At 39.8% G+C, this 25,164-nt stretch carries 22 protein-coding genes; all 22 read right to left on the reverse strand.

The features are described from left to right. Positions 1-212: 212 nt before the first annotated feature. Positions 213-1,367: a cell division protein FtsZ gene (gene ftsZ, locus NON16_RS16610; RefSeq protein ID WP_257350546.1), complete on the reverse strand. Its 1,155-nt coding sequence runs from the start codon at positions 1,365-1,367 to the stop codon at positions 213-215. A 38-nt stretch (positions 1,368-1,405) separates the two neighbouring features. Beyond that, positions 1,406-2,698, reverse strand: coding sequence for a cell division protein FtsA (gene ftsA / locus NON16_RS16615; RefSeq protein WP_257350547.1), 1,293 nt, complete (start codon positions 2,696-2,698; stop codon positions 1,406-1,408). A 332-nt stretch (positions 2,699-3,030) separates the two neighbouring features. Continuing rightward, positions 3,031-3,390: a small basic family protein gene (locus NON16_RS16620; protein WP_257350548.1), complete on the reverse strand. Its 360-nt coding sequence runs from the start codon at positions 3,388-3,390 to the stop codon at positions 3,031-3,033. Position 3,391: 1 nt separating this feature from the next. Next, a complete protein-coding gene (locus NON16_RS16625) occupies positions 3,392-4,093 on the reverse strand; it encodes a DUF881 domain-containing protein (RefSeq protein WP_257350549.1) in 702 nt (233 codons plus the stop codon). A gap of 11 nt (positions 4,094-4,104) precedes the next feature. Further along, positions 4,105-4,800, reverse strand: coding sequence for a DUF881 domain-containing protein (locus tag NON16_RS16630; RefSeq protein WP_257350550.1), 696 nt, complete (start codon positions 4,798-4,800; stop codon positions 4,105-4,107). Then, entirely contained in the window at positions 4,790-5,566 is a 777-nt protein-coding gene (locus NON16_RS16635) for a cell division protein FtsQ/DivIB (RefSeq protein ID WP_257350551.1), read from the reverse strand. The genes NON16_RS16630 and NON16_RS16635 overlap by 11 nt, the downstream gene beginning before the upstream one ends. Before the next feature lie 296 nt (positions 5,567-5,862). Beyond that, positions 5,863-6,768: a UDP-N-acetylmuramate dehydrogenase gene (gene murB, locus NON16_RS16640; RefSeq protein WP_257350552.1), complete on the reverse strand. Its 906-nt coding sequence runs from the start codon at positions 6,766-6,768 to the stop codon at positions 5,863-5,865. 478 nt (positions 6,769-7,246) lie between these two features. Further along, positions 7,247-8,347: a stage V sporulation protein E gene (gene spoVE / locus NON16_RS16645; protein WP_257350553.1), complete on the reverse strand. Its 1,101-nt coding sequence runs from the start codon at positions 8,345-8,347 to the stop codon at positions 7,247-7,249. Between the two features lie 139 nt (positions 8,348-8,486). Further along, entirely contained in the window at positions 8,487-9,839 is a 1,353-nt protein-coding gene (gene murD / locus NON16_RS16650) for a UDP-N-acetylmuramoyl-L-alanine--D-glutamate ligase (protein WP_257350554.1), read from the reverse strand. Position 9,840: 1 nt separating this feature from the next. Continuing rightward, positions 9,841-10,812, reverse strand: coding sequence for a phospho-N-acetylmuramoyl-pentapeptide-transferase (gene mraY / locus NON16_RS16655; protein WP_257350555.1), 972 nt, complete (start codon positions 10,810-10,812; stop codon positions 9,841-9,843). A gap of 90 nt (positions 10,813-10,902) precedes the next feature. Beyond that, on the reverse strand, positions 10,903-12,372 hold the full coding sequence (locus tag NON16_RS16660) for a UDP-N-acetylmuramoyl-L-alanyl-D-glutamate--2,6-diaminopimelate ligase (protein WP_257350556.1): 1,470 nt from the start codon (positions 12,370-12,372) through the stop codon (positions 10,903-10,905). Positions 12,373-12,416: 44 nt separating this feature from the next. After that, a complete protein-coding gene (locus NON16_RS16665) occupies positions 12,417-14,351 on the reverse strand; it encodes a stage V sporulation protein D (protein WP_257350558.1) in 1,935 nt (644 codons plus the stop codon). 67 nt (positions 14,352-14,418) lie between these two features. Beyond that, positions 14,419-16,650: a penicillin-binding protein gene (locus tag NON16_RS16670; protein ID WP_257350559.1), complete on the reverse strand. Its 2,232-nt coding sequence runs from the start codon at positions 16,648-16,650 to the stop codon at positions 14,419-14,421. Positions 16,651-16,666: 16 nt separating this feature from the next. Then, positions 16,667-17,029 carry a cell division protein FtsL gene (gene ftsL, locus NON16_RS16675; protein WP_257350560.1) on the reverse strand — a complete coding sequence of 121 codons (363 nt, stop codon included), beginning with the start codon at positions 17,027-17,029 and terminating at the stop codon, positions 16,667-16,669. A gap of 15 nt (positions 17,030-17,044) precedes the next feature. After that, the gene (rsmH, locus tag NON16_RS16680; protein ID WP_257350561.1) at positions 17,045-17,974 is read right to left on the reverse strand and encodes a 16S rRNA (cytosine(1402)-N(4))-methyltransferase RsmH; all 930 of its coding nucleotides are present in this window, start codon (positions 17,972-17,974) and stop codon (positions 17,045-17,047) included. Positions 17,975-18,037: 63 nt separating this feature from the next. Continuing rightward, a complete protein-coding gene (gene mraZ, locus NON16_RS16685) occupies positions 18,038-18,469 on the reverse strand; it encodes a division/cell wall cluster transcriptional repressor MraZ (RefSeq protein ID WP_257350562.1) in 432 nt (143 codons plus the stop codon). Between the two features lie 145 nt (positions 18,470-18,614). After that, complete coding sequence (gene bshC / locus NON16_RS16690; RefSeq protein ID WP_257350563.1) at positions 18,615-20,234, reverse strand: bacillithiol biosynthesis cysteine-adding enzyme BshC; 1,620 nt, start codon at positions 20,232-20,234, stop codon at positions 18,615-18,617. 88 nt (positions 20,235-20,322) lie between these two features. Then, positions 20,323-20,709, reverse strand: a complete 387-nt coding sequence (locus NON16_RS16695; protein ID WP_257350564.1) for a DUF3397 domain-containing protein — start codon at positions 20,707-20,709, stop codon at positions 20,323-20,325. A gap of 14 nt (positions 20,710-20,723) precedes the next feature. Continuing rightward, positions 20,724-21,617: a 2-dehydropantoate 2-reductase gene (locus NON16_RS16700; RefSeq protein ID WP_257350565.1), complete on the reverse strand. Its 894-nt coding sequence runs from the start codon at positions 21,615-21,617 to the stop codon at positions 20,724-20,726. 234 nt (positions 21,618-21,851) lie between these two features. After that, positions 21,852-23,390: an acyl-CoA carboxylase subunit beta gene (locus tag NON16_RS16705; RefSeq protein WP_257350566.1), complete on the reverse strand. Its 1,539-nt coding sequence runs from the start codon at positions 23,388-23,390 to the stop codon at positions 21,852-21,854. Positions 23,391-23,477: 87 nt separating this feature from the next. Then, positions 23,478-23,690 carry an acyl-CoA carboxylase biotin carboxyl carrier protein subunit gene (locus tag NON16_RS16710; protein ID WP_257350567.1) on the reverse strand — a complete coding sequence of 71 codons (213 nt, stop codon included), beginning with the start codon at positions 23,688-23,690 and terminating at the stop codon, positions 23,478-23,480. A gap of 11 nt (positions 23,691-23,701) precedes the next feature. After that, the gene (locus tag NON16_RS16715; RefSeq protein WP_257350568.1) at positions 23,702-25,048 is read right to left on the reverse strand and encodes an acetyl-CoA carboxylase biotin carboxylase subunit; all 1,347 of its coding nucleotides are present in this window, start codon (positions 25,046-25,048) and stop codon (positions 23,702-23,704) included. Positions 25,049-25,164 lie beyond the last annotated feature (116 nt).

A 25,164-nucleotide genomic window follows, 5' to 3' on the forward strand; every position in this document is an offset into this window, starting at 1 on the left:
TTTTTGATTTTGTTTATAATTCATGTATGTCCTCCTTGGTTTTAGTTAAGGGTCCGTTTTATCGCTGATTAGCTTTCCGGACACCTCGTATCATACCAAGGGGACTTTTTTTGTACAAACCTCATTTTGCTTTATTACAGGAATGCTTTCTTAACGTATAAAAAAAGAATCGACTCATTATGAGTCGATTCCTTTAAGGTTTAATTAAGATCTTATCTACGGCGATTTCTATTTCGTAGAAACGCAGGTATATCGAGAGTATCGTTTTGATCTGATTGTTGAGAAGAGTTTGCAGAACGATTCGTCTCTTGCTGTCTTGGTTCTTCGCGATTATATTTTGGTTGTGCAGGTTGACTCTGTTGATTACTAACGGTAGGCTTTGGACGTTGCTGCTGTGGTTTTGGATGTCCTTGAACACTATCAAAACCTGTGGCAATCACAGTAACAAGAATTTCATCTTTCAACTCTTCATTAATAACAGATCCGAAAATCATATTTACATCTTCATCTGAAGCTGAAGAAACAATATCTGCCGCTTCGTTTACTTCATAAAGGCTTAAGTTCGAACCTCCAGTAATATTCATTAGAACACCTTTTGCACCATCAATTGATGTTTCAAGAAGCGGACTGGACACAGCCTTTTTTGCAGCTTCTGTCGCTCGATTTTCACCTGTTGCAACACCAATTCCCATTAGTGCTGAACCTTTAGATGTCATAATTGTTTTTACATCAGCAAAGTCAAGGTTGATTAAACCAGGTGTTGCTATTAAATCTGAAATACCTTGCACACCTTGACGTAATACGTTATCGGCTTCTCTAAAAGCTTCCAACATAGGTGTGTTTTTATCAACAATTTCCAATAGTCGATCGTTTGGAATGACAATTAATGTATCTACTTTTTCTTTAAGAGTTTCAATTCCCCCAACTGCATGGGTAGAACGTTTTCGACCTTCAAACGTAAATGGTCGAGTAACGACCCCAACGGTTAATGCTCCAATTTCTTTTGCAATTTCCGCAATGACGGGAGCGGCCCCAGTTCCAGTTCCACCACCCATACCAGCCGTAACAAAGACCATATCTGCTCCATGAAGGGCTTCTTCGATTTGCTCTTTACTTTCTTCTGCTGCTTTTTTCCCGATATCAGGGTTTGCACCTGCACCGAGACCTCGTGTTAATTTAGAACCGATTTGCATCTTCACTTCTGCTCTTGATAGGTTAAGTGCTTGTGCATCGGTATTTACAGCAATAAATTCGACACCCTGTACGTTATTTTCAATCATTCGGTTGACTGCATTACTTCCTCCGCCGCCTACACCGATCACTTTAATTTTTGCCAGTCCATCCATATTCATATCAAACTCTAGCATATGTGATCCTCCTAATCTACGATTTCTATTTTTGAGGGTTATTCAAAGAAGGTCCCAAACCAATCCTTCATACGGTTTTTTACACCTGGCTTGTTTTTATCCTTTTCTACCCTTTGTTCTGTGTTACGTCGTTTTTTAACTGGTTCTTGCTCTTCCGAAGGATGATCCTCGGAGATTGAAGCGGCTACTTCCTTTCCTTGTACCTTCACATTTTTAAAGGTGAATTGGATTAGACCTACGCCTGTTGTGTATTGCGACTCACGCACGCCGATGTAATCCGGCAATGCTACTCGAACATTGTGATCAAGTATTTCTCTAGCCAATTCCAGCACCCCAGGCATAGAGGCAACGCCACCTGTCAAAACAAATCCTCCAGGCAACTCGTGGTATCCATTTCGCCTTAATTCTTCTAGTATAAGGTCGAAAATTTCTGCCATTCGCGGCTCTATAATGTGGGACAATTCATACTGGTTAAATTCTTGTTCATCAGAAGAACCGATCCGCGCTACGTTAAAACTTTCTTCTTCTGAGGCCATATCAATAAAAGCATGTCCATTCTTTACTTTAACATGTTCGGCATCATCTGTCGTAGTACGAAGCCCAATTGAAATATCTTTTGTTACAAAATCTCCACCGATAGGCAAAGCCTTTGTAAAATGGATGGAGCCTTGATCAAATATGGTCAAGGTCGTTGAACCAGCGCCCATATCGACAAGAGCAACTCCTAAGTTCCGTTCATCCCTATTTAATGCGACAGTTCCTGCAGCTAGTGGCTGTAAACAAATATCAGCAACTTCCAGACCCGCACGTTCAACACATCTGAGTACATTATGTAATATCGTTTTCGCCCCAGTAATCAAAATCCCTTCCATTTCAAGACGAACACCGATCATACCCCGTGGATCATTGATTTCACCAAGACCATCAACTATGAACTCTCTAGGTATTACATCTATAATCTCTCTTTCAGGAGGAATTGACATTACTTGAGCTGCATCGATGACACGTGTTATGTCCTCATCACGAATTTCCCTGTCGTCACTTGAAACAGCAACAACTCCATGACATGGCTGAAGCTGTATATGGTTTCCTGTAATTCCTACAATTACAGAATTTATTTGTAGTCCTACCATTCTTTCAGCCTGTTCCACAGCCTTTTTAATAGAACGAACAGTTTCATCAATGTCTACGATAGACCCTTTTTTTATCCCTTCAGATTTAGCATTCCCAACTCCAATAACATTAAAGTTATCATCTGACATTTCACCTATGATTACTTTAATATTGGATGTACCGATGTCTAAGCTAATAAATATCTCGCTGCTGTTCATTCTTTGGCACCTCCTTCAAAATATCAACTATTGGTCGATTTCATTATTGTTTTCTTTTTTATACGTTAAGAAAGTATAAAAGTTTGCGGCATGGATGTAATGTCCAGCTTCAGCGCCCAACCACTTGGATCACTTCAGGCCTCCTGCGGCGGCAAAAGCCTCCTCGTCGGTCTTCCAGTGACCTTCGTGGCTAAGCAGGGCGCTTCCGCTTTTCTTAATACACATACTTCTTTAACAATCTCTTGGAATTGTTCACTTTTTTAAGGAAACAACTTAAGGAAAGTATTCAACACTTACAAGGCATTCCCTTTATTTTTTCAAAGTTTTTTGTGCTAATTCTTCTCTGTTTGTTGTGTGTTTGTTCGTTTTGTCAGTAATACCCTACGAATGACCGCAATATTATTGAACAAACGTACTCCAAACGCGAAGATTGCTGCTAAGTATAAGTCTACACCAAGATGTACACCTAGAAAAGCCAAACCTGCAGCTAGTAAGATATTAAAGAAAAAACCGGAGATAAAAACCTTATCATCAAATGTCTTTTGTAACTGAGCACGTATTCCGCCAAATAGCGTATCGAGTGCTGCCAAGACTGCGATAGATAAATAATTTGAATACTCTTCAGGTACCCGCAGGTCTGACATAAGACCGAGAAGGAGGCCGATCATTAAACCCAACACAGGAAGCCACATGTTATGTTTCCTCCTTCTGTTCCATATATTTCACTCGTATTTGATGCTCATATGGAGGCAACGTCACAATGCTTTCAATCCTAGAACTGAGCCGCAAACCTTCCCGAGCAAACTCTTCACCTGACTGAGACGTCATCATTTCAGCATGTAACTTCTTTGCATCCAAGGTTATCACTTTAATTTCAATCGGGATTCCCGAAAGTGGTTCATCATTAATATATGTTTTATCGTTCACTTCTCGGATTGGTGAGGTGTTGACAATTCTTTCACCATCAATTGAAATTTCCTGTGCCCCATAAGTATTTAATTCATTTATTAATCGACGGATAAGTTCGGGTTGAATTCTAAAAGCAGAATGCCCTACTAAATCTTCGTCATTTAATAAAGGTTCGATAGTCAAAACAATTCCTTGTCCGCTTATCTCAGTAATACCTGCTTCTTTTTTCAATTCTTTTAATGTTTCCTTCAAAGTATCGATTTGTCCCTCTTCACCTGTACCTGAATATTCTTCTATCAATTGTTCATATTTATATATTTCACTATTCAACTCTTGCTGGACTTTCTTAACCTTTTCTACATCCTGCCTTAGTTCCCAAATATCTCGTGTATCTCTAGCCTTCGGTTCTTGGGTTGAGTGAAATTGGATAGCCACCATAAAGCCAATGATAACAGTTGTGATCAAAAAAATTAAACGTTTCCGCATCGGTACTAACTTCATCCTTCCCGCTCAATAAACGGTGGCATTTGAATTGTTGCCTTCTTGTCCATTCGAACCTCTACCCCATCGTTTACAAGTTGGTCGGTTATATTTCCGGATAAATTAAGTGAATTCCAGAAAACATCAGGATCACCTATTGCAGAAATCACAAACGGTGCGGGGTGTTTAACACCATCGACATTTATAACAGGTCCAACGCAATTGATGTTTGAAATATGTGAAATACGCTGACCATTTATTGCAACAGCTTCTGCACCGGTTACGTAAAGTTCATGAATAACCATTCGAACATGCTCTTCGTGGACGATATAATCATTTGTATCTTTTGACTCGGGTATATAGGAACTGTCTTCAAGGGATACAACAATTCCTTTTCCTTCAACTGGTACTTGTCCGACCACTTTTCTTAATTTCTTAACCTCTTCGACCAAATTGAATGTCAACTTTTCTTGCTCAGCAATCTTTTCCTCTTCTTTGTTAACCAGTTGGTGTTTTTCTTGTAATTCATTTAATAATTTCTTGTTTTCTTTTTGTATAGACAGGATTTGTGAACGTAATTGATCTTCTCTTTTCCATTCATCATTCGATTGGACTCGGTCTTCTTGATTTGTATACTGATAAGAAAAGGAGAGCATAAATCCTGTTACGAGTAGAATGAGTGAGTAGATGACATGCTTGCCTCTAATCTTCATGTTGTACTTCTCCTTTTTCTTTCACATAAGGCTCAAACCAGGAGGATTCTGTTAAGTGAATAATACCTTTCTTATCCGTATCGAGTGCTTGTACAATAGCTGGGTAATGCTCCATGTATTCTGTGAAGCCTGGAATTCTAGTTTCTACTTCATATCCGTCATTCATATATAATTTAATTCGCTTAGAATCATTCTCAGTTGGTGAAAAATGAATCTCTGATATCCGAACTCTAATACCTTCTGGCAAACCTTTAAGCTCAGTTGCCATCATTTGCATGGCTTCTTCATTTTTCCAATTGATAAGAATCGGTGCAGTAGTCGGTACAGTAGCGTTAGACGCTGCTGGCATCGTTTCTCCATTTTGAAGCAATGGATAATATTTCCCCTCTCTGACGACGAATGCGACCTTGGTATATTCCGTCACATTAATTCGGATCGTACTGGGGAAATGTCTCTCCACCTCAGCCTGATTCACCTGTACGAGCTTCTCGATATTGGCGGCCACCGCCTGAGGCTCAACGGACCAGATGTTTGTATCTGAATTTATATTACTCTTTTTAATAATTTGATCTTCCGTTACAAGTTCATTCCCTTTTATTACTATGTTTCGAACATGACTTAATGGTGATTGGAAATAGACGATCACCAAAATAAGAATGAAGAAAAATGAAATATAATAAATCATTCTTCTATTCGCTTTCTGTTTTCGTTGTTGTTTTAGTTTCGGGATTCTGTCTTCAAGAGTCGTTACCTTTTCGTTGTCCATAAGGATGCCTCCATTTGATGAGGGCTAATCGATCGTAAATTTTTGCTACTTTCTTAACGTGTAAAAGTGAAATCGATAAAACGGCATAAATTAGATATGCCGTTTTACTTAATTCTACACATCTATTTAATTGTATTATAGCATAATAAATTGCCACATTAATCCATCAATTGTATCTTATTTGGATTTTTTTCTTTCGTCATTAAAGTGTCACATCAATTTATGAAATTTACTAGTGAACGACGAAGTACGACCAACATTCCTATTAGCTCGCTGACTTTTGACGAACATTCCTCTCAAGGACGACCAATCATCTCAACCTCAGTCTCGATGACAACATTGTCCTTCTTGTGAATCGTTGATTTTACAAGATCGATCAGGTCTAGGACATTTTTGGCTGTCGCATTTCCTGTGTTTACAATGAAATTCGCATGCATCTCTGAGATCTGAGCACCACCTATCATTCGGCCTTTTAGGCCCGCATCCTCGATTAATTGTCCTGCATAATTCGGTAGCGGGTTACGGAAAACACTGCCACAGCATGGGTGGTTCCATGGTTGGGTTTCTTTGCGATAATCTTTATTTCTTTGCATCTTTTCTACGATCTTTTCACGATCGCCCTCTTTAAGCTGTAAGACAGCCTCTAAACAAATACCTGGATTTTGCTGAAGAATTGATGTGCGGTAAGAGAAATCCATTTGTTCTACTGACAACCATTTCATCGATCCATCTTCAAATAAAATATGTGCTTTCTTAAGAATTGCAGCGATATCTGATCCATGTGCCCCTGCATTCATATAGACAGCACCACCTACAGAACCTGGTATACCACTTGCAAACTCAAGGCCCGACATTCCTTTTCTGCTCATGATTGTAGATAATTTAACAAGTGAATAGCCGCCACCCACTTTAATTTCATCACTAGATTCTTCAAGGTGATCAAGACCTTTTCCAAGCTTGATTACAATACCTTCAATACCACCATCCGAAACGAGTAGGTTCGACCCTCTACCAATCGCTCTCCACGGTACATCACTTTCTTTAACTATTTGAATCGCTTTCTGTAGTCCTTCTATAGACGAAGGCTCTATAAGTATATCGGCTGGTCCACCAATTTTTAAAGTCGTATGTTTGGATAATGGCTCGTTTTCTAAGACATTCCCTACGTTAACTTCTTTCAATTTTTCAATTAATTCTTTCACGATCAATCCACCACCTTATCAACTCATCATTATAATATGCGATCCTACTTTATTGATATGCAAAAAGAAAACTTGGCAAATTGCCAAGTTGGTAATTTAAGTACGTGTTCAAAGAGGAGGATAAAAAGAGCCGAATTTTATGAAGTTCAACTAAATTCGTCACGTCCTGTGACAACGTTGAACTGACTCACATCGTGTGAGCCCGAGGCGTGAAAATCTCGAGGACCAGAACGACGAGCGGTACTTGCATAAACACTACGAGTTGTACCGAGGAAGCTTACATCCAAGAATACGCTTGTAGACGCAGGTACATATGGAACTTCGACTAACTACTTCACGTCCTGTGAAAACGTCGAAGTCAGCACGTCCGTGTGCAAGTCAGGTGAGATCGAACAACGAAGAAATTCGACAGCTATTTTTACCGGACTTTTTGAACAGCCTCTTTAAGTGTAATAGAAGCAAATAAAATTGTCTACAGTCAGTAACGGGCATACCTGCTTACATTCAGAATCACACCGAGTGCCATTAGCATTAATGTAAGAGAAGAGCCTCCATAGCTCAAAAACGGGAGTGTTATTCCTGTTACCGGCATAAGACCTGTCACGACGCCTATGTTAATCATGACTTGGATTGCGACCATACCGATAATCCCAACAGCTAGTAAGCTACCGAATAAATCAGGTGCGCCTAAAGCAATCCTAATGCCCCTCCACAACAATAGACCGAACAAGAGTAACACGAGTGATCCTCCGATGAAACCTAGTTCCTCAGCAAGAATGGCGAAAATAAAGTCCGTTTGAGGCTCTGGTAAATACCCGTACTTTTGTCTACTGTTTCCTAGACCTAGACCTAATAGACCACCAGGGCCAATCGCATAGAGAGATTGGATTATTTGAAAACCACTTCCAAGTGGATCACTCCAAGGATCAAGAAATGAAGTAATCCTCTTCATGCGATAGGGTGCTGAGATGATTAATATAACAAACCCTATCAAACCGAGAACTCCTAGTCCTACAAAATGGCTGACACGCGCCCCAGCAACATAAATCATTACGACACAGGTACCAACAAGAACGGCTCCAGTGCCAAGGTCTGGCTGTAGCATGATCATCCCGAATGCTAATAATACGACCCCTAGTGATGGGACAAGACCCTTTTTAAAGGAGGTGATTCTTTTCTGATGCAGCGATAAATACCTTGCTAAGAACGCAATCATTGCGAGTTTGGTGAATTCAGAAGGTTGTATGGAAAACGAACCTACACCAATCCAACTCCTAGCCCCGCCTCGGACCATTCCGATACCTGGTATTATGACAGCAATTAAAAGAATAAAACATAAGATTAGCAGGATCTTGGACCAGGTACCCCATGTCCAATAATCAACCTGCATAATTAGAAACATAGCAATAATCCCTAGTGTGGCGAACAGAAGCTGCCTCTTCGCGAAAAAAAATGCATCACCGAAATGGATCTCCGCCGATTGGGCACTCGCACTATAAACCGTTATGATACCAATGGCAAGCAATGTTAACGTTACGATAACCAACACAAAATCTGGCGGTTTTTTAGCTTTAGGCAATAGAGACACCTCTAATCTTTCAGGTTTAACAACGAGTGGTTCCTGCATATTGTACGAATTGTACTGAAGAAGCTAACATCATAGAGTACAGTTGTAGATGCAGGTACACAAGGTCTTAGTTCCTGTTGAACAACCTTTATTACCTAAGTTTATGCACAGCTTCGATAAACATGTCCCCTCTTTCTTCAAAAGAAGGATATTGGTCCCAACTTGCACAGGCTGGGGAGAGTAACACAGTATCACCTATTTGAGCATGCTGAAAAGCAACAGGAACGGCTTTTTCAACATTATCAACATGTTGAATGATCTTTAACCCTGCTTCTTTTGCAATTCGAATTAATTTCGGTGCAGTTTCACCAAAAGTAATCAGTGCTTTTACATGTCCAAGATTGGGAATTAGCTCATCGAACTCATTTCCTCGATCAAGGCCACCAGCTAGTAGAATAATCGGGCTTTGAAACGAAGAAATTGCTTTTTGTGTGGCAAGTATGTTTGTTGCTTTCGAATCGTTGTAGAATTTCACACCGTTAACCGTTTCAGTATATTGCAATCGATGTTTCACACCCGAGAATGTTTTTAACACGTTCTTGATCTGAGCGTTTGTTGCCCCTAATAATTTCGCAGCAGCGACTGATGCTAATATATTTTCAAGGCTATGTTTACCAGGTAACAAAATCTCATCGACCAAAAGGATTGCTTCACCTTGAAACATGACATAGTCATTTTCAATATAGGCTCCATTCAACAAAGTCCTCTTTGTGCTAAACGGAATTTTCTTGCTTTTTACATTTTCAATTAACAAGCGAACATCTTCATCATCTTCGTTATATACACAATAATCATCAGCGGTTTGGTTCATAAATAATTTTGATTTAGCTTGTCCATAAGCCTCGCGAGTCCCATGGTAATCAAGATGGGCATCAAACAAGTTTAAGAATACTGAAACATGAGGCTTAAATGAGTCAATCCCCATCAATTGGAAACTTGATAATTCTGCAACGATAATATCCTTTTTCGTCGTTTGATCGGCAACCTCGGAGAGTACGTTACCGATATTCCCTGCTACAACGGGATTTTTATCCGTTCCCTCGAGCATCATACCGATAAGGGTTGTTGTTGTCGTTTTACCGTTAGAGCCTGTAATTCCAATCAATTCTGCATCCGTAAGAAAGCTTGCCAACTCGACTTCTGTATAAATTGGAATATCCTTTTCTTCGGCAACCTTAATCAATGGATTTGTATAGGGTATGCCGGGATTTTTAACAATAAAATCAATTTGCCTGTCTAATAAAGAAAGCGGATGGCTGCCGCATATAACCTCAATGCCCATCTGTTGTAGTTCATTCGCTTCTGGATTATTCTCAAAATCTTTCATATCATTCACTACAATAGAGGCACCATATTTTAGTAAAAGTTTAGCCGCAGCAAAACCACTTTTTGCAAGGCCTATGACGAGTACTTGTTTTCCGGAAAGTTCATTTCTACGATTCAATTTAGTTCAACACCTCGATATAGATTCCTAACCCAGCGAGCAATAGCCCAACGATCCAAAAAGTTACGACGATTCTCCATTCACTCCAACCAGATAGTTCGTAGTGGTGATGTAAAGGACTCATTTTAAATACCCGTTTTCCTGTCGTTTTAAATGAAACGACTTGAATCATAACAGATAATGTTTCCATAACAAAAACGCCACCAATAACGACTAGGAGAAGTTCCATTTTAGTTAAAATCGCAACAGCCCCGATTGCACCGCCTAAAGCGAGAGAGCCTGTATCACCCATGAAAACCTTAGCAGGATGTGCATTAAAGACTAGAAATCCTAACAAAGCACCGACTACAGCGATACAGAACAAAGCAATATCCAAATCATACATAGATGTTGCTAAGACAGCAAATGCACCAAAGGCTATTGTAGCTGTTCCTGCAAGCAGACCATCAAGTCCATCCGTTAAATTAACCGCGTTCGATGCACCTACAAGCATCACAATGATAAAAATGAAATAGAACCAGCCAAGTTCAATGGTCCAATCCGTTCCTGGAAACGAAAGAGTCGTAGAAATATCTGCTTGCTTCATGCCGAAATAAAAAATAATTGCGATAATAAGTTGACCAAGCAATTTCTGTTTACTCGTTAAGCCAAGGTTACGCTTCATAACTACTTTTATGAAGTCATCAATAAAACCGATAATTCCATAACCAAGTGTTACAAATAATAAAATAGCAGTTTCAATGCTAAACAAGTTAAAATACATGGATAGGATAATTGTTGTTACCATTAGCGCCACAATAATTACAATCCCACCCATGGTTGGTGTTCCTGATTTCTTCTGATGTGATTTTGGCCCTTCGTCACGTATGCTTTGGCCGAATTTTAAACGCTTCAAAAACGGAATAAAGATCGGCGAAAGGATGACAGCTACAAAAAATGACGCCAGAAGGGTGATTAATAATGCATTTTCCATACCTTCTATACCCCTCCATGTTTGTTAGTATCGTTTTATTAGATGAGGATGTTCACACGCACTAGATGAATACTTAGACCGCATTATAAATCAGTTTCCTTCTTTATTTACAATGGCATTACTCGCCACAATCCGGTCATCAAAATCGATTGTATCCTCCCCTATGATCTGGTACGTCTCGTGTCCTTTTCCTGCGATAACAATAATGTCATCTTCAGCAGCCTTTTGGATCACATATTCAATTGCTTCTTTTCGGTCAATAATCGATTCATAGGAATTTCCTGAAATACCGTTTTCCATATCGTAAATGATTTGTTGTGGATCTTCAGTTCGAGGATTATCTGAAGTGAAAATCGCTTGATCAGAATAATCAACCGCAATCTGTGCCATTTGAGGACGTTTGGATCGATCTCTATCCCCTCCACAGCCAACTACAACATAGATTTTACCGATTGCAAATTCTTGAACAGTCTGCAACACATTTTTCAGACTATCAGGTGTATGGGCATAATCAACGATAACGGTGTATGGTTGTCCTTCATGAACCACCTCAAAACGACCTGGAACTCCTTCTAATTGTTCGATCGTTTCAATCATCTTCTGTTCCTCAAGCCCTGATGCAATACCAGCAGCAATCGAAGCTAGCACATTATAAACACTAAACTTACCAATTAACTTCATTTTCACCTGATAGGTGCCTTTAAGCGTTTGTAATTCAAATTCAGTACCTTGGCCTGTTATGTTGATATTGTTTGCACGAATATCACTGGGCTTATCAATGCTATAGGTTAACACTTGAGCAGCTGTCATTTTTTTGAATTTCTCTGAAGCTGGATCATCATGATTTAAGATGGCTAATTTTACACTCTCATTATCATATGTATTGCCTAGTTGGGAAAAAAGAAGACCTTTTGCTTGCAGGTATTCTTCCATAGTTTCGTGATAGTCAAGATGATCTTGACTTAAGTTCGTAAAAACGGCTGTGTTATAATCACAGCCTCTCACTCGTCCCATATGCAAAGCATGTGAGGATACTTCCATTACAGCAGTCTCAACCTTTTCCTCCACCATTCTGGCAAATGCTTTTTGCAAGACTGGCGATTCAGGTGTCGTGTTGGAAACAGGGTATGGTACATTGTTAATCCTCATTTCAATCGTCCCGATAATCCCTGTACGTCTATGCTGATCTTGAAGCATCCTATCAATAATATGAGAAGTTGTAGTCTTACCATTCGTTCCCGTTATCCCAATTAACTGTAACTGGCGGGTTGGACTCTTAAAAAATCGATCCGACAATACAGAAAGAACTCTTCTTGTATCTTTAACAAGAATAACAGGAACAGATGTCTTTATTTCTCTTTCTGCAACAATGGCGACTGCCCCACGCTTAACGACATCGTCAACAAAAAGGTGTCCATCAAACCGTTCACCTTTTACACAAACAAATAGGTTCCCTTCCTCGACCTTTCTAGAATCCATCTCAATACCTGAAATGGATGGGTTAGAATCATTAAATAATTTGTATCCGACAAGCTGACTAATTAAATTGTTTAATTTCATTTTGCTACTTACCTACCTTTATTTAATACTGCATAGCTACTATTTTAATCATCCGAGGCCGATTTGTCACCCATATATAAACGGATTGTTGATCCAGCTTTAAGTTTAACCCCAGGATCAGGAGCTTGCTCGATGACCACATCTCCCGATCCATTTGTTTCTACTTTTAAGTCATAGTGGGCTGAACGGATATCCTTTTTCGTTTCCCCTATAAAATCTGGTACTTTTATTAATGGTTCATCAAGCCATGTCGCTTCTTTTTCAATTTGATCTTTCCTTTTAGGTACATCCATCGCCATTAAACTATCCTCAATGATCGCTCCTACTATTGGTGCCGCTACAACCCCACCAAACTGCAACGTGTTTTTCGGGTTATCAACTGCAACGTACACGACAATCTGCGGATTATCGGCAGGAGCAAATCCGATAAACGAAACAATGTAGTTGTCTTTAAGGTACTTTCCATCAACAGCTTTCTGGGCTGTCCCTGTTTTTCCACCAACTCTATACCCTTCCACGAAAGCACCTTTCCCAGTTCCTTTTGCAACGACTGATTCGAGAGCATGTCGTACTGTCTTTGATGTTTCTTCTGAAATGACCTGACGCCGCATATCAGGACTGGTTCTTGACACTGTTTCACCTGTCCTAGGATCTACCCATTCTTTTGCAACGTATGGTGTATAAAGGTAGCCGCCATTTACTGCAGCTGCCACTGCGGTTACTTGTTGGATTGGTGTAACAGAGACACCTTGACCAAATGCGGTAGTCGCAAGTTCTAAAGGACCAACATTTTTGAGGTTGAAAAGAATACCTGTTCCTTCCCCCTGAAGGTCGATCCCTGTCTTCTTCCCAAACCCGAAATCCTTTATATAAGAAAATAAGCTTTCTTTTCCAAGCCTTTGACCAAGAACAACAAAACCTGGGTTACAGGAGTTTTGAACAACCTCCAAAAACGTCTCACTACCATGACCGCCTTTTTTCCAACACCTTAGCTTTTTACCGGCAACCTCAATATAACCAGGATCATAAAACGTATCTTTTTGTAAATTTACCTTATTTTCTTCAAGTGCTGCAGCAAGCGTAATAATTTTAAATGTTGATCCAGGCTCGTATGTGCTCCACACCGGTTTGTTTTGGTTATATACCTCCTGTGGTACGTCACGGTAGTTCTCTGGATTAAAGTCTGGACGACTAGCCATTCCAAGAACCTCACCAGTATTAGGATCCATTGCGATCGCAATTGCTCCATCTGGATTATATGTGGCGACAGCGTTATCCAGTTCACGTTCTATGATCGACTGCACCTTTGCATCGATCGTCAGTTGTAAATCAAGCCCATCCAAAGGTGGTTCATATTCATCAGAAAGCCCAGGCATACGATTCCCTCTCGTATCAGAAAAGAAAGAGACATGACCTTGTTCACCATTTAATTTATCATCGTATTGGAGTTCAAGACCTGTCAGACCTTGGTTGTCTATACCTACAAATCCTAAGACATGGGATAAATAACTCCCAAACGGATAATGGCGTTTGCTATCCTCTGCGACAAAAACACCTGGCAAGTCATACGACCGGATTTCATTCGCCTTTTCATTACTAATTTTCCGACCACCGGGATAAATATTAACAATAGACTTCTTTTTTGTAATTGATTTGTACACTTCTTTTTCATTCAAATTAAGTGCTGCTGCTAGCTTTTCAGCAGTTTTCGCAGGATTTTTCACCTGTCTAGGAACAACATATACAGTAGGGGCACTAATATTCTTCGCAATAGGAATTCCGTTTCGGTCGAAAATCTCGCCACGCTTAGGTTCAAAAGGAACATTTCGACTCCACGAATCAAGGGCAAGCCCTGTTAGCCAGTCCCCTTTGACGATTTGTACATACCCAAGCCTGCCGGTAATAATAATCAAAAATAATAATCCAGCTACCAACACAAAAATAAGCCGTTTCCGTACAGTCACATTTGAAACGCGCACATGTCCAACCTCCTAAACATGATAAGCTCGTTTCATGTATATGCTTGTACAGAAACAGCTAGAACAATTAGTCTGTCACCTGTTCCTCTTCTTTTTCTTCTTTACCTTTTTCTTTCTTATCTTTCTCTTTGTCATCCTGTTGCGCTTCTGCAATTTCTTGCGGTGATTTTAGCTCCACTACGAGGGAGGATCCTTCTTTAACAACGGCGTTAGGTGCAATACTTTGCAATACGGCATAACCGTTACCAACAAATTCTGGCGTTTTTAGCTTTAATATTCTTGCAACCTGCATGACCTCTGAACGTGACCACCCTGCTAAGTCATGCATTTTTACCTTTCCATCGGTCCTTACAATAACCTTTTCACCCTTTAACACGGTAGTATCCGGAAACGGCGCTTGTGCAACCACGTTATCGCCTTCTCCAAGAACAAGAACATCGAGCCCTTTTTCCTTTAATCCCTTTTGTACTTCTTCTGAAGACTGCCCTTCATAATCAGCTAGTGGAATTCCACTTTGTTCACTTTTTTCCTTTTCGTTTGAATTACTTTCTTCAGGGACAATGTTTAAATATTGCAAACTGTTTTTCATTACAAAGTTAAACACTTGTGAAACTGGTTCAGAACCAGATTCATAACTTTCAAGATCTAAATCAGGTCGATCAACTGCAACATAAACTAATAGTTTCGGATCATCCTTTGGTGCCATCCCTAAGAAGGAAAAGATGTAATTATCCCAACCAGTTAAATAGCCACCTTTTGGATCGGGAATTTGTGCAGTCCCTGTCTTACCCGAAACCTCATATCCTTCAATATTATAAGGCTTACCCGTTCCGTCTGTTACGACAGTACGTAATAAATCTCGTACCTTTTGGGATGTTTCTTTTGAAATCGGATTACCGACCACATCAGGTTCATGGTTTTGAATAACCTTATCATTTTCCGGATTAACAATCTTTTCGATGACATAAGGCTTCATCATTTTCCCTCCGTTGGCAATCGCCGTTGCCGCTTGGATCTGTTGAATCGGTGTGATTGCCGTCCCTTGTCCAAATGCAGTTGTCAGCTTTTCAGTCTCATATTCGAACTGGATCCTTGAGTCAGCTTCGCCCGGTAGATCGATCCCTGTTTTTTGATCAAATTCAAACTTCTTCGTTAAATACTCATACAACTTCCCAAAGCCGAGCTGTTCCTTAGCAATTCTCATAAAAGCTACATTGGAAGATTTACGGACCCCTTCATCATACGTAATCGTACCCCAGCCTTTTCCACCGTTATGGTCATTAATCTTTTCACCATAAGATGTGGTATACGATCCGGATTTATAGGTTGCATCTCCGTTGTATACTCCCTCCTCAATCGCAGCAGCGAGTGTAAATACTTTCATCGTTGAACCAGGCTCGAATCGTGCCCCAATTGCGTAATTGGTGTAATTATCAATATCACGCTCATTCGGATTGAAACTTGGTCGGTTCGACATCGCTAATATTTTGCCTGTCTTAGGATCGGCTACAATTCCAATCATACGTTTCGGATCATATTCTTCATCAACCTTACTCATTGCTTGTTCTAAATACAATTGTATGTTTTCATCAATCGTCAAATGGACATTGTGACCATTTTTTGGTTCGACCATTACTTCGTTCGGGTCTGGAAGTTTATAGCCCTTTCGATCGCTTTGATAGATTAATTTACCGTCTTCTTCACGTAAATATTCATCAAGGGTTCGTTCAAGGCCCATTGCACCTTCTCTTTTGCCATTCTCGTTGTAAGTGGTAAATCCGGTAATATGAGAAGCGAACGTTTGGTTAGGATAGTACCGCTTTGTTTTCCGGATAAAGTCAATTCCTGAAATGTCCAAAGCCTTGATTTTTTTCATTTTTGAATGGCTGATCTTATCTCCACCAGGTCCCAATTCCACTTGATATGCCTCTTTTTTACTCATTAAATCTACGAGTCTACTTTCTGACATATCTAAAAGAGGGGCGAGCTTTGCAGCCGCCTTTTCAGGATCCTTCACACGATCCGTGTGATTTTTGTCCAGTATTGCTATTACCGTGTAGGCAGGAATATCCTCAGCAATGACTTCACCATGACGATCATAGAAGGTTCCTCGCTTTGCATCAAGCGGCTTTTCACGAGTCCATTTTTCCTCCGCTACATCATGAAGGTCGACCCCTTCAGCTTCACCTGTCCACCCAAGGTAGAAGTACCTTCCAGTTACAACAAAAAAGAGCAGGATGAAGATCAAAGATAAGATCACTGCTCCTTTGTTAATATTCGGATTCTTTTTTGTATTCACGGAACCACACCCTACGTTAGTTGTTGATTACTTTCACATTCTTTTCGTTAAATGCCATACCGAGCTTTTCTCTTGCGTATTCCTTTATTCGTTGTGGTGTACTAAGCTCAGACTTTTGTAGTGTAAGGTCACTTACCTGTTTACCATGTTGTTCAATTTTAGTTTCAGTTACCTGAATATCTTTATTAACGGAATAGATTGTCGCATAGTTCGTGATTAAAAAAATCGAAGCTGCCACTAACAGAACTGCAGAAATCGTCCAAATGAACTTCTCTCCTCTTGTAATGGTGGTACGCGTCCGTTTTTCGATCTGCCGTTCTGGTTGAACCTGTTCAGTATAATGGTTCTTTCTTTGTACTTTATGCGCAAGATTACTCAAATCCCTTTCCCCTTTCTACATTTTCTCTGCAATTCTTAGTTTCGATGATCTTGACCTTCTGTTTTGCTCTTGCTCTTCAGAACCAGGTACGATCGGTTTTCTTGTGATCATTTTCAGGTTTGGTTGATATTCCTCAGGAATAGCAGGCATTCCAGGAGGCAGTTCTGGTTCACTGCTCTCGTTTTTAAATATTCGTTTACACAACCGATCCTCCAATGAGTGAAAGGTAATTACGCATATTCTCCCCCCGGGATTCAACAACTCTATTCCATCCCGTAACGCTTCTTCAAATGCATTCAATTCATCATTTACTGCAATTCTGATTGCTTGAAATGTACGTTTAGCAGGATGTCCACCTTTCCTCCGTGCTCGTGCCGGTATTGCAGTTTTTATGATTTCAACTAATTCACCTGTTGTTTCGATTGATTTCTGATCCCGATAGGCTTCAATTTTACGGGCAATTGATTTAGCGAACTTTTCTTCACCATATTTAAAAAGTATTGAAACAAGCTGTTCGTATGGCCACTCGTTTACTACATAATGAGCAGTTAATTCATTCGTCTGGTCCATCCTCATGTCCAGTGGTGCATCCTGGTGGTAACTAAACCCACGTTCAGCTTCATCAAGCTGCGGTGATGAGACTCCCAAGTCAAAAAGGATACCATCTACACCATCGATGCCTACTTCTAATAGTGACTTCTTCAAATGTCTAAAGTTAGACTGAATGATACGAAACTTTCCCTCGTAGTTCTGTAGTTTTCTTTCGGCATATTCTATTGCTTGCAGATCTTGGTCAAATGCATAAACTTGTCCACTACTGATTTGTTTTACAATTTCCTCAGTATGACCTGCTCCACCAAGTGTGCAATCCACATAAATGCCATTCTCTTTAACCTGCAGACCTACAATTGCTTCTTGCTTTAATACCGTTTCATGCTCAAACATTATGTTCCCTCATTTTCTCTAAAACCGCTCCACGCTTTAATGATGCTCAACTAATCATAAAGGTTAAAGATCGAAATCCATTAAACTTTCAGCAATCTCTCCAAATGAATCTTCAGACTGCGAGAAGTAATCTTCCCAAGTTTGCTTGTTCCAGATTTCAATCCTATTGCTAACCCCGATAACCACACAATCCTTGTCTAGCTTTGCGTATTGTCTCAAAGTCGAGGCGACATTCACACGGCCTTGCTTATCTAGTTGACATTCTGCCGCACCGGAAAAGAAGAACCGTGTAAATGCTCTAGCATCTTTCTTTGTAAACGGGAGTGCTTTCAACTTTTCTTCTAGTTGTTTCCATTCATCTAGAGGGTAACCAAAAACACATTGGTCTAATCCTCTTGTCAGTACGAATGTGGAGCCTAATTCTTCACGAAACTTTGAAGGGATGATCATTCTTCCTTTGTCGTCAATGGTATGTAGATGCTCTCCCATGAACATGATCTGGTCCCTCCCCCACAAACTACCCTAAGTCTACCACAACTCCCCACTTTCCACCACATGTTTTAATATTCGTCCAAACACAAAAAAATCCTGCTGTTGAAAGCAGGATTTTTTAAAAAGTTTTATGAAAATGATTGGAATTTTACGTATAGATCACCTTTGGATTTCCATTCCATTCATATTGTAAAGAGGTAAGCTCAGTGATGAAGCTGAATCCATATCGATTTAAATAATAAACGACATTGTACACGCGTTCCTGAGGTTTTCCATCTGGCTTAATGTTTAGCTCAATCTCGTGAAACTTCCTTAATTCATGCTCATACTTTAACTGGATTGACTTTTCTAGCTTTGTTTTGAAAAAATCGAGTTGCTCTTGGAGTATCTGCCCGTTTTTTTCGGCAAGAGGCATTAATCCATTGTCAATATCGATCGTCATGCCACGCAACACCTTATGAGTCTTATCAATTTGTTCCTTTGCATTTGTAAATTCGTTATTAAGATCCCATTCGGTCCTTTGATCTAACCAGATTTGCTTGGCATTAGCTACACCACCATAAATGGTATTTCTCAAATCAAGCTCCTTTTCATTCATCATTTTCTTGATGTGTGGCTCTAATATCGTTAACGACAAACGCGGCATTACCGGGGGCATTTTGAATCCAAACTCATGGAATATCGATTTCAACACACCCCAATAAGCTATTTCGCCTGGACCAGCAACAAAAGCAAGTGTCGGTAGTAGATTTTCTTGCATTAATGGACGAGTTACGACATTATTGCTAAGACGCTCCGGTTGTTCAGTAGCTATAGCGGCTAATTCATTTCTCGTGTACATACATTCATTTTTCTTCCCTCTAAATGCGTCTCCATCACGCTGTAACAATACACGATTTCCATGCACCTCGACAAAGAGATGTGCTTGATTTGACTCCGTCTCAACAGGTACTGAAAACCCTTTTTGCTTTAACATTTTAATCTCTTTTTGAAATGTATCATCTATTTTCTCGTTATCCTCAACCAACTCATTAAAGAAAGTGGACTCGATTTCACGTAACTTATTATGATTGGAGTCGAGCATTACAATCCCTTCTTCTGCAAAAAGAACGAGCATAATATAAGCAAAAAAGTCTGTGATCGTTTCCGTATCTTGTATCGCATCACGAATTAGATCTTTAACTTCCTGTGTATGAACTGTTTCACCTAATGAACGAACAATTTCTTCTGCCCAATGTGAAAGCTTCTCCTTTGGTAATGGAATCCTTGATACCGATCGATTGCCTTCAAGCAAATCCAGTTTTTTCTTATTCGTACGTCCTGTAGCAGGGATATAAATATGATTAATTTCATCAAAATCGTGATCTTCACCCGCAATCCAAAATATGGGTATAACAGGAGTTCCTAAGTTCCGTTCTTGTTCTTTAGCAAGGCGAATCGCTGAGATGCACTTATGTATCGTATACAACGGCCCTGCCAGCAAACCTGCTTGTTGACCTGTGACAACCACGGTTGAATCGGAATCTTTCAATTTATCAATATTTGTACGTGTATGTATTGAAGTGGGAAACTTTTGATGATACGTAATCAAATGTTCATGGAGAGATTCCCTCGGAAAAGAGCGTTCCTGAATTTCCTTCCACCGTTCCTGATAACTCTTTTGTTCAAATGGATTATAATCGAACTGTTCACGAACATCAGGTCTGCCATCCAGATAAGCACTATAAAAGTCGTTATTATGTTGAAAAGGTATCTCTCTAGATTTCATACATTTTTCTTCCTCTCTAAGAATCAACGACATTCCGATTATGAGTATAGCAGATTCACGGGGGCTTCCCAAACGAATATGCTTACGATCAGACCGAAATAATTCTAGTGATTAATCCGTATGCACATAAAAGTAAATAACACATAAAAAACAGTAAGAAATTGAACCGCCATGCTGTTTTTATAATTTTGATCAATTCGATATCCTTATCCTGCTTCCAATAAAGCCATGTAATACAACTGAATATGAGTAACAGCAACACCATAATTGGCCACAGTAAAGAATGGTTCCAGATCGTATGGGCTATCGACAGTACTGAGGCTATTAGAAAAAAGGTCGTTATATCTGATGCGAAATGAAATGACTTTTTCTTTTTATGTGTCAGTTTCTTCATCGATCCGTATATAATAAACCAAACCAGCAGCGGAGCAGTAACGAGCGTTGCTAAAGAACCTGCGAGAATATCGACCACCATTTAGTCCTCCCCGTTCAATTATGGTCTTCCATCCCTTTAATCGCTTGATAAATAAATTGATTATAAGGTATTGGTATTCCTTTTTGTTCAGCCACCATTAACACATATCCTGTAATCGCATCGATTTCCGTTCTATGACCGTTTTCAATATCACGGAGCATCGAAGACTTATTACTTGAAGTATTCTCACAAACGTTGATCAATTCTTTCCACGAGGTTTCGATTTCACTTACATCCATCACCCTACACGTTTCCTGAAATAAACGTTCCATCATTTGTAGCCAATTCGATTGTTCGAGCAGGTCGCCATTTTTCACTCTAAGTAATGCAGTTAAGGGGTTGATTACAGTATTAATCATTAATTTCTTACATAGCATATTGTACCAATCCGCTTCTTGTTGAAATGGAAATACATCGATGGAAAGCTTATCCCAATTCAGACCTGATCGACCATCTAAATAAGGTGCCACTTTCGTTCGACCAACCCCTGTATGAAGAACCTCAGTATCCGATTCTCTTAACGCACCGTGCTCCACTGAACCAAGATATACAGAAAACATCGTCAAATCGGAAATCCACCTTGTATGTAACATCCCATTTTGCAGTAATAATAGCGATCGTGAATGGTTAAAGCCATTTGCGAGGATTGGTAACACGAGTTCAAGATCATATGACTTAACTGCAACGATAACCAAATCATAGGATTCTTGAGGTGACGTATCGAGAATTCTCACTTTCGGATGAGTCGTAAACTCAGTCTTCAATGAATGTACAACTAAACCAGACTGTTGTAGATTGGTTTGCTGTTCCTTCCTTCTAACATATAATGTAACCTCGTGTCTGTTCTTTTGAAGATAGGCAGCAAAGAGTAGGCCTACCGAGCCCCCACCAATAATTGCTACTCGCATTCAGGTTCCCAACTTTCGTACTAGTATTTTTCTTAATAGTAGCACAATGATGAAAATGTATAAATCATTCAATTACCATTTAAGCCATGTTTTTTACAAGTTAAAGAGCATGAAAAAAGTGCCAGACAGCCTGACGTGCAACATTTAATCCTAAATGTTACATGAAAAGCGGAGTCTGGCACTTCACTAACTCTTAACCAATCCTATAGTATTCCCCTAAACATTATACAATAACTAGACTGGATATACTGGATGCTTACGCTCACTGAATACCATTTCCTTAGATTCATATCCAGCATATCTATCAATCAACTCATCTCGCAATTGATCAGCGGAGACGATATCATCTACGATCATTTCTGAAGCGAGCTTGTAAATATCGATATGTTCTTTATATTCTTTATGCTTTTCTTGTACATATTGAATTCGTTCTTTCGGATCTTCAATCTCGTTGATTTTATTGGAATAGACGGCATTTACAGCAGCTTCTGGTCCCATTACAGCAATTTGAGCAGTAGGCAGTGCAATGCAACAATCCGGCTCAAAAGCAGGTCCTGCCATTGCATATAGACCAGCACCATAAGCTTTCCTAACAATAACTGAAATCTTTGGAACCGTTACATCACTCATTGCTGCAATTAATTTTGCTCCGTGACGGATAATTCCAGCTCGTTCAACCTTTGTTCCAATCATGAAACCTGGCACATCCGCAAGGAATAAGAGTGGGATTGAGAAGGCATCGCAAAGTGTAATAAACTTTGCAGCTTTATCGGCTGAATCAACGAAAAGAACACCGCCTTTCACTTTCGGCTGATTTGCAATAATTCCAACAGGTGCTCCATTCAAGCGAGCAAATCCTGTAATCATCTCAGGAGCAAAAAGCTTTTTCATTTCGTAAAAACTTCCATCATCAATCAAACCATTAATAAAATCATACATATCAAACGGAACATTTTGATTTTCAGGGACGATCTCTGAAAGGTTCTTATCAATCTTAGGTGCTTTCACTTTAACTTTTGCCGGCTTACTTTCATAATTCCCAGGGAAGTAAGATAAGTAGTGGCGTGCTGAATCAATTGCTTCTTCTTCAGATTCAGCAAGAACATCCCCACATCCACTTATACTGCAGTGCATTCGTGCTCCACCCATTTCTTCTAGTGTCACCTTTTCACCAATTACTTTTTCAGCCATACGCGGTGATCCAAGATACATTGATGCGTTCTTATCAACCATAATAACGATGTCACAGAATGCCGGAATGTAAGCTCCACCTGCGGCTGATGGCCCGAATAGGACACAGACCTGAGGGATCATTCCTGACATTTTAACTTGATTATAAAAAATCTTTCCCGCTCCACGTCGGTTCGGGAACATCTCGATTTGATCGGTTATTCGTGCTCCAGCAGAATCGACAAGATAATACATCGGCACCTTTAACCGCATTGCTGTTTCTTGAATACGAATAATTTTCTCAACGGTACGTGCTCCCCACGATCCTGCTTTTACAGTTGAATCGTTTGCCATTACGCAAACCGTTTTGCCTCCGACTTTACCGATTGCAGTTACAACACCATCAGCAGGTAACCCTTCTGCTTTATTATTCGCAAACTTACCGTCTTCAATCTTGTATGAACCATCATCGAATAATAATTCAAGGCGTTTTCTGGCAAATAATTTATTTTGCGAATCCAGCTTCTTATGGTACTTCTCTGCACCACCGCTTTCAATTCGTTCAGTTGTTGTTTGCAATGTTTCATTTAATGTTTTCGACATCAAATTCCTCCTTCATAACTGCATACAGAACGAGCGCTCATTCATTTCTAAGTATCAAGAGGCATCCTGTCTTTTCACTCACGCTCATTATTTTAGGACAACAAGTGCGTCCCCTTCATTAACGAAATCCCCAACGTTAAAGTTGACAGTACTTACTTCTCCCGCTTCTGTTGCTTCAATTGGGATTTCCATTTTCATCGACTCTAACATCATTACAGTTTGTCCTGCCGATACTGACTCACCTTCTGATACTAATACATTCAATACTGTTCCTGCCATTGATGCTGTTATTTCCTTCATGTTGACCACTCCTAATTATTTACTTTTGTTGAACGTTGATTTAAAAACTGTGTAGTATAGTTACCTTTTTGAAATTGTTCATCCTTTAAAAGGCTTTCAAAAAGTGGACCATTGTGTTTAATGCCCTTTAGCTTCCATTGTGTAAAAAAGGCTAATGATTTTTCAATTGCGGTAGTTCGATCTCTTCCATGTATGATTACCTTTGCAACCATTGGATCATAGAAGGGCGTAACCTGTGAATTAGCATCATACCCCGTATCTACACGAACACCTTCTTGTTCGGGATATACGAAATCAGTAATCGATCCCGGAGAAGGTAAAAAAGTGTTCGGATCTTCTGCGTATATTCGATACTCAATACTGTGACCTTTTCTTGTGATTTCATCCTGAGATTTCGGTAGTAGCTTGCCATCTGCCACATCAAGTTGCCATTCTACCAAATCTAACCCTGTTACCATCTCTGTTACAGGATGTTCCACCTGTAACCTCGTATTCATTTCAAGGAAATAGAAGTTCTCCTCTTCGTCAACGATAAATTCAACCGTTCCTGCGTTCGTATATTTAACATGTTTAGCGGCTTGTACAGCAGCAGTACAAATCTGGGTACGCACTTCCTCCGACAAAAACGGTGATGGTGTTTCCTCAACGACCTTCTGATGCCTTCTCTGAATCGAGCAATCTCGTTCAAACAGATGGACGATATTCCCTTCATCATCTCCAAAGATTTGCACTTCGATATGACGACTGTTCGAAATAAATTTTTCCATAAACATTTCGTCATTTCCGAAATAAGCTTTTGCACGGTTTTGGCTTGATACAAACGCAGCACGTAAGGTTTTCTCATCATCACAACGTTGCATTCCGATTCCACCACCACCGGCACTTGCTTTAATCATTACAGGATAACCAATCTTATTTGCTAATCCAACAGCTTGTTCGACATCATCTATTGGACCGTCACTTCCGGGAACTACGGGCACCCCTGCATCCTTCATTGTATCACGCGCGCGAACCTTATCCCCCATTGCTTCAACAACATCTGCACGAGGCCCGATAAACGTAATGTTAGCGTTTTCAACTTTTCGAACAAAATCAGCATTCTCTGATAAGAAACCATACCCTGGATGTATCGCATCTACTTTTTCGGTCTGTGCGATCTCAAGAATCCGGTCACCACGTAAATATGACTTCACGACTGGTGGTTCACCAATCTCATAGGCTACTTTAGCATTCTTCACGTATGGAAGATCACTGTCAGCTTGTGAATACAAAATAACCGTCTCAATCCCAAGCTTTTCACATGTCTTAACAATTCTAGCTGCTATCTCTCCTCGGTTTGCGATAAGGACTTTTCTCAAACCATCTCCTCCTTTATCTCTCTGTTTCAGTTAACTAATTTCAACATGGATTGTAGGAAATCCTGTTTTTATGTAGAATTCTGCATGATTTTTTCATTAAAGCAGAATTTTTCGTT

It is taken from the genome of Pseudalkalibacillus decolorationis (genome assembly GCF_024609785.1).
In the GTDB taxonomy this organism is placed as follows: Bacteria; Bacillota; Bacilli; order Bacillales; family Fictibacillaceae; genus Pseudalkalibacillus; species Pseudalkalibacillus decolorationis.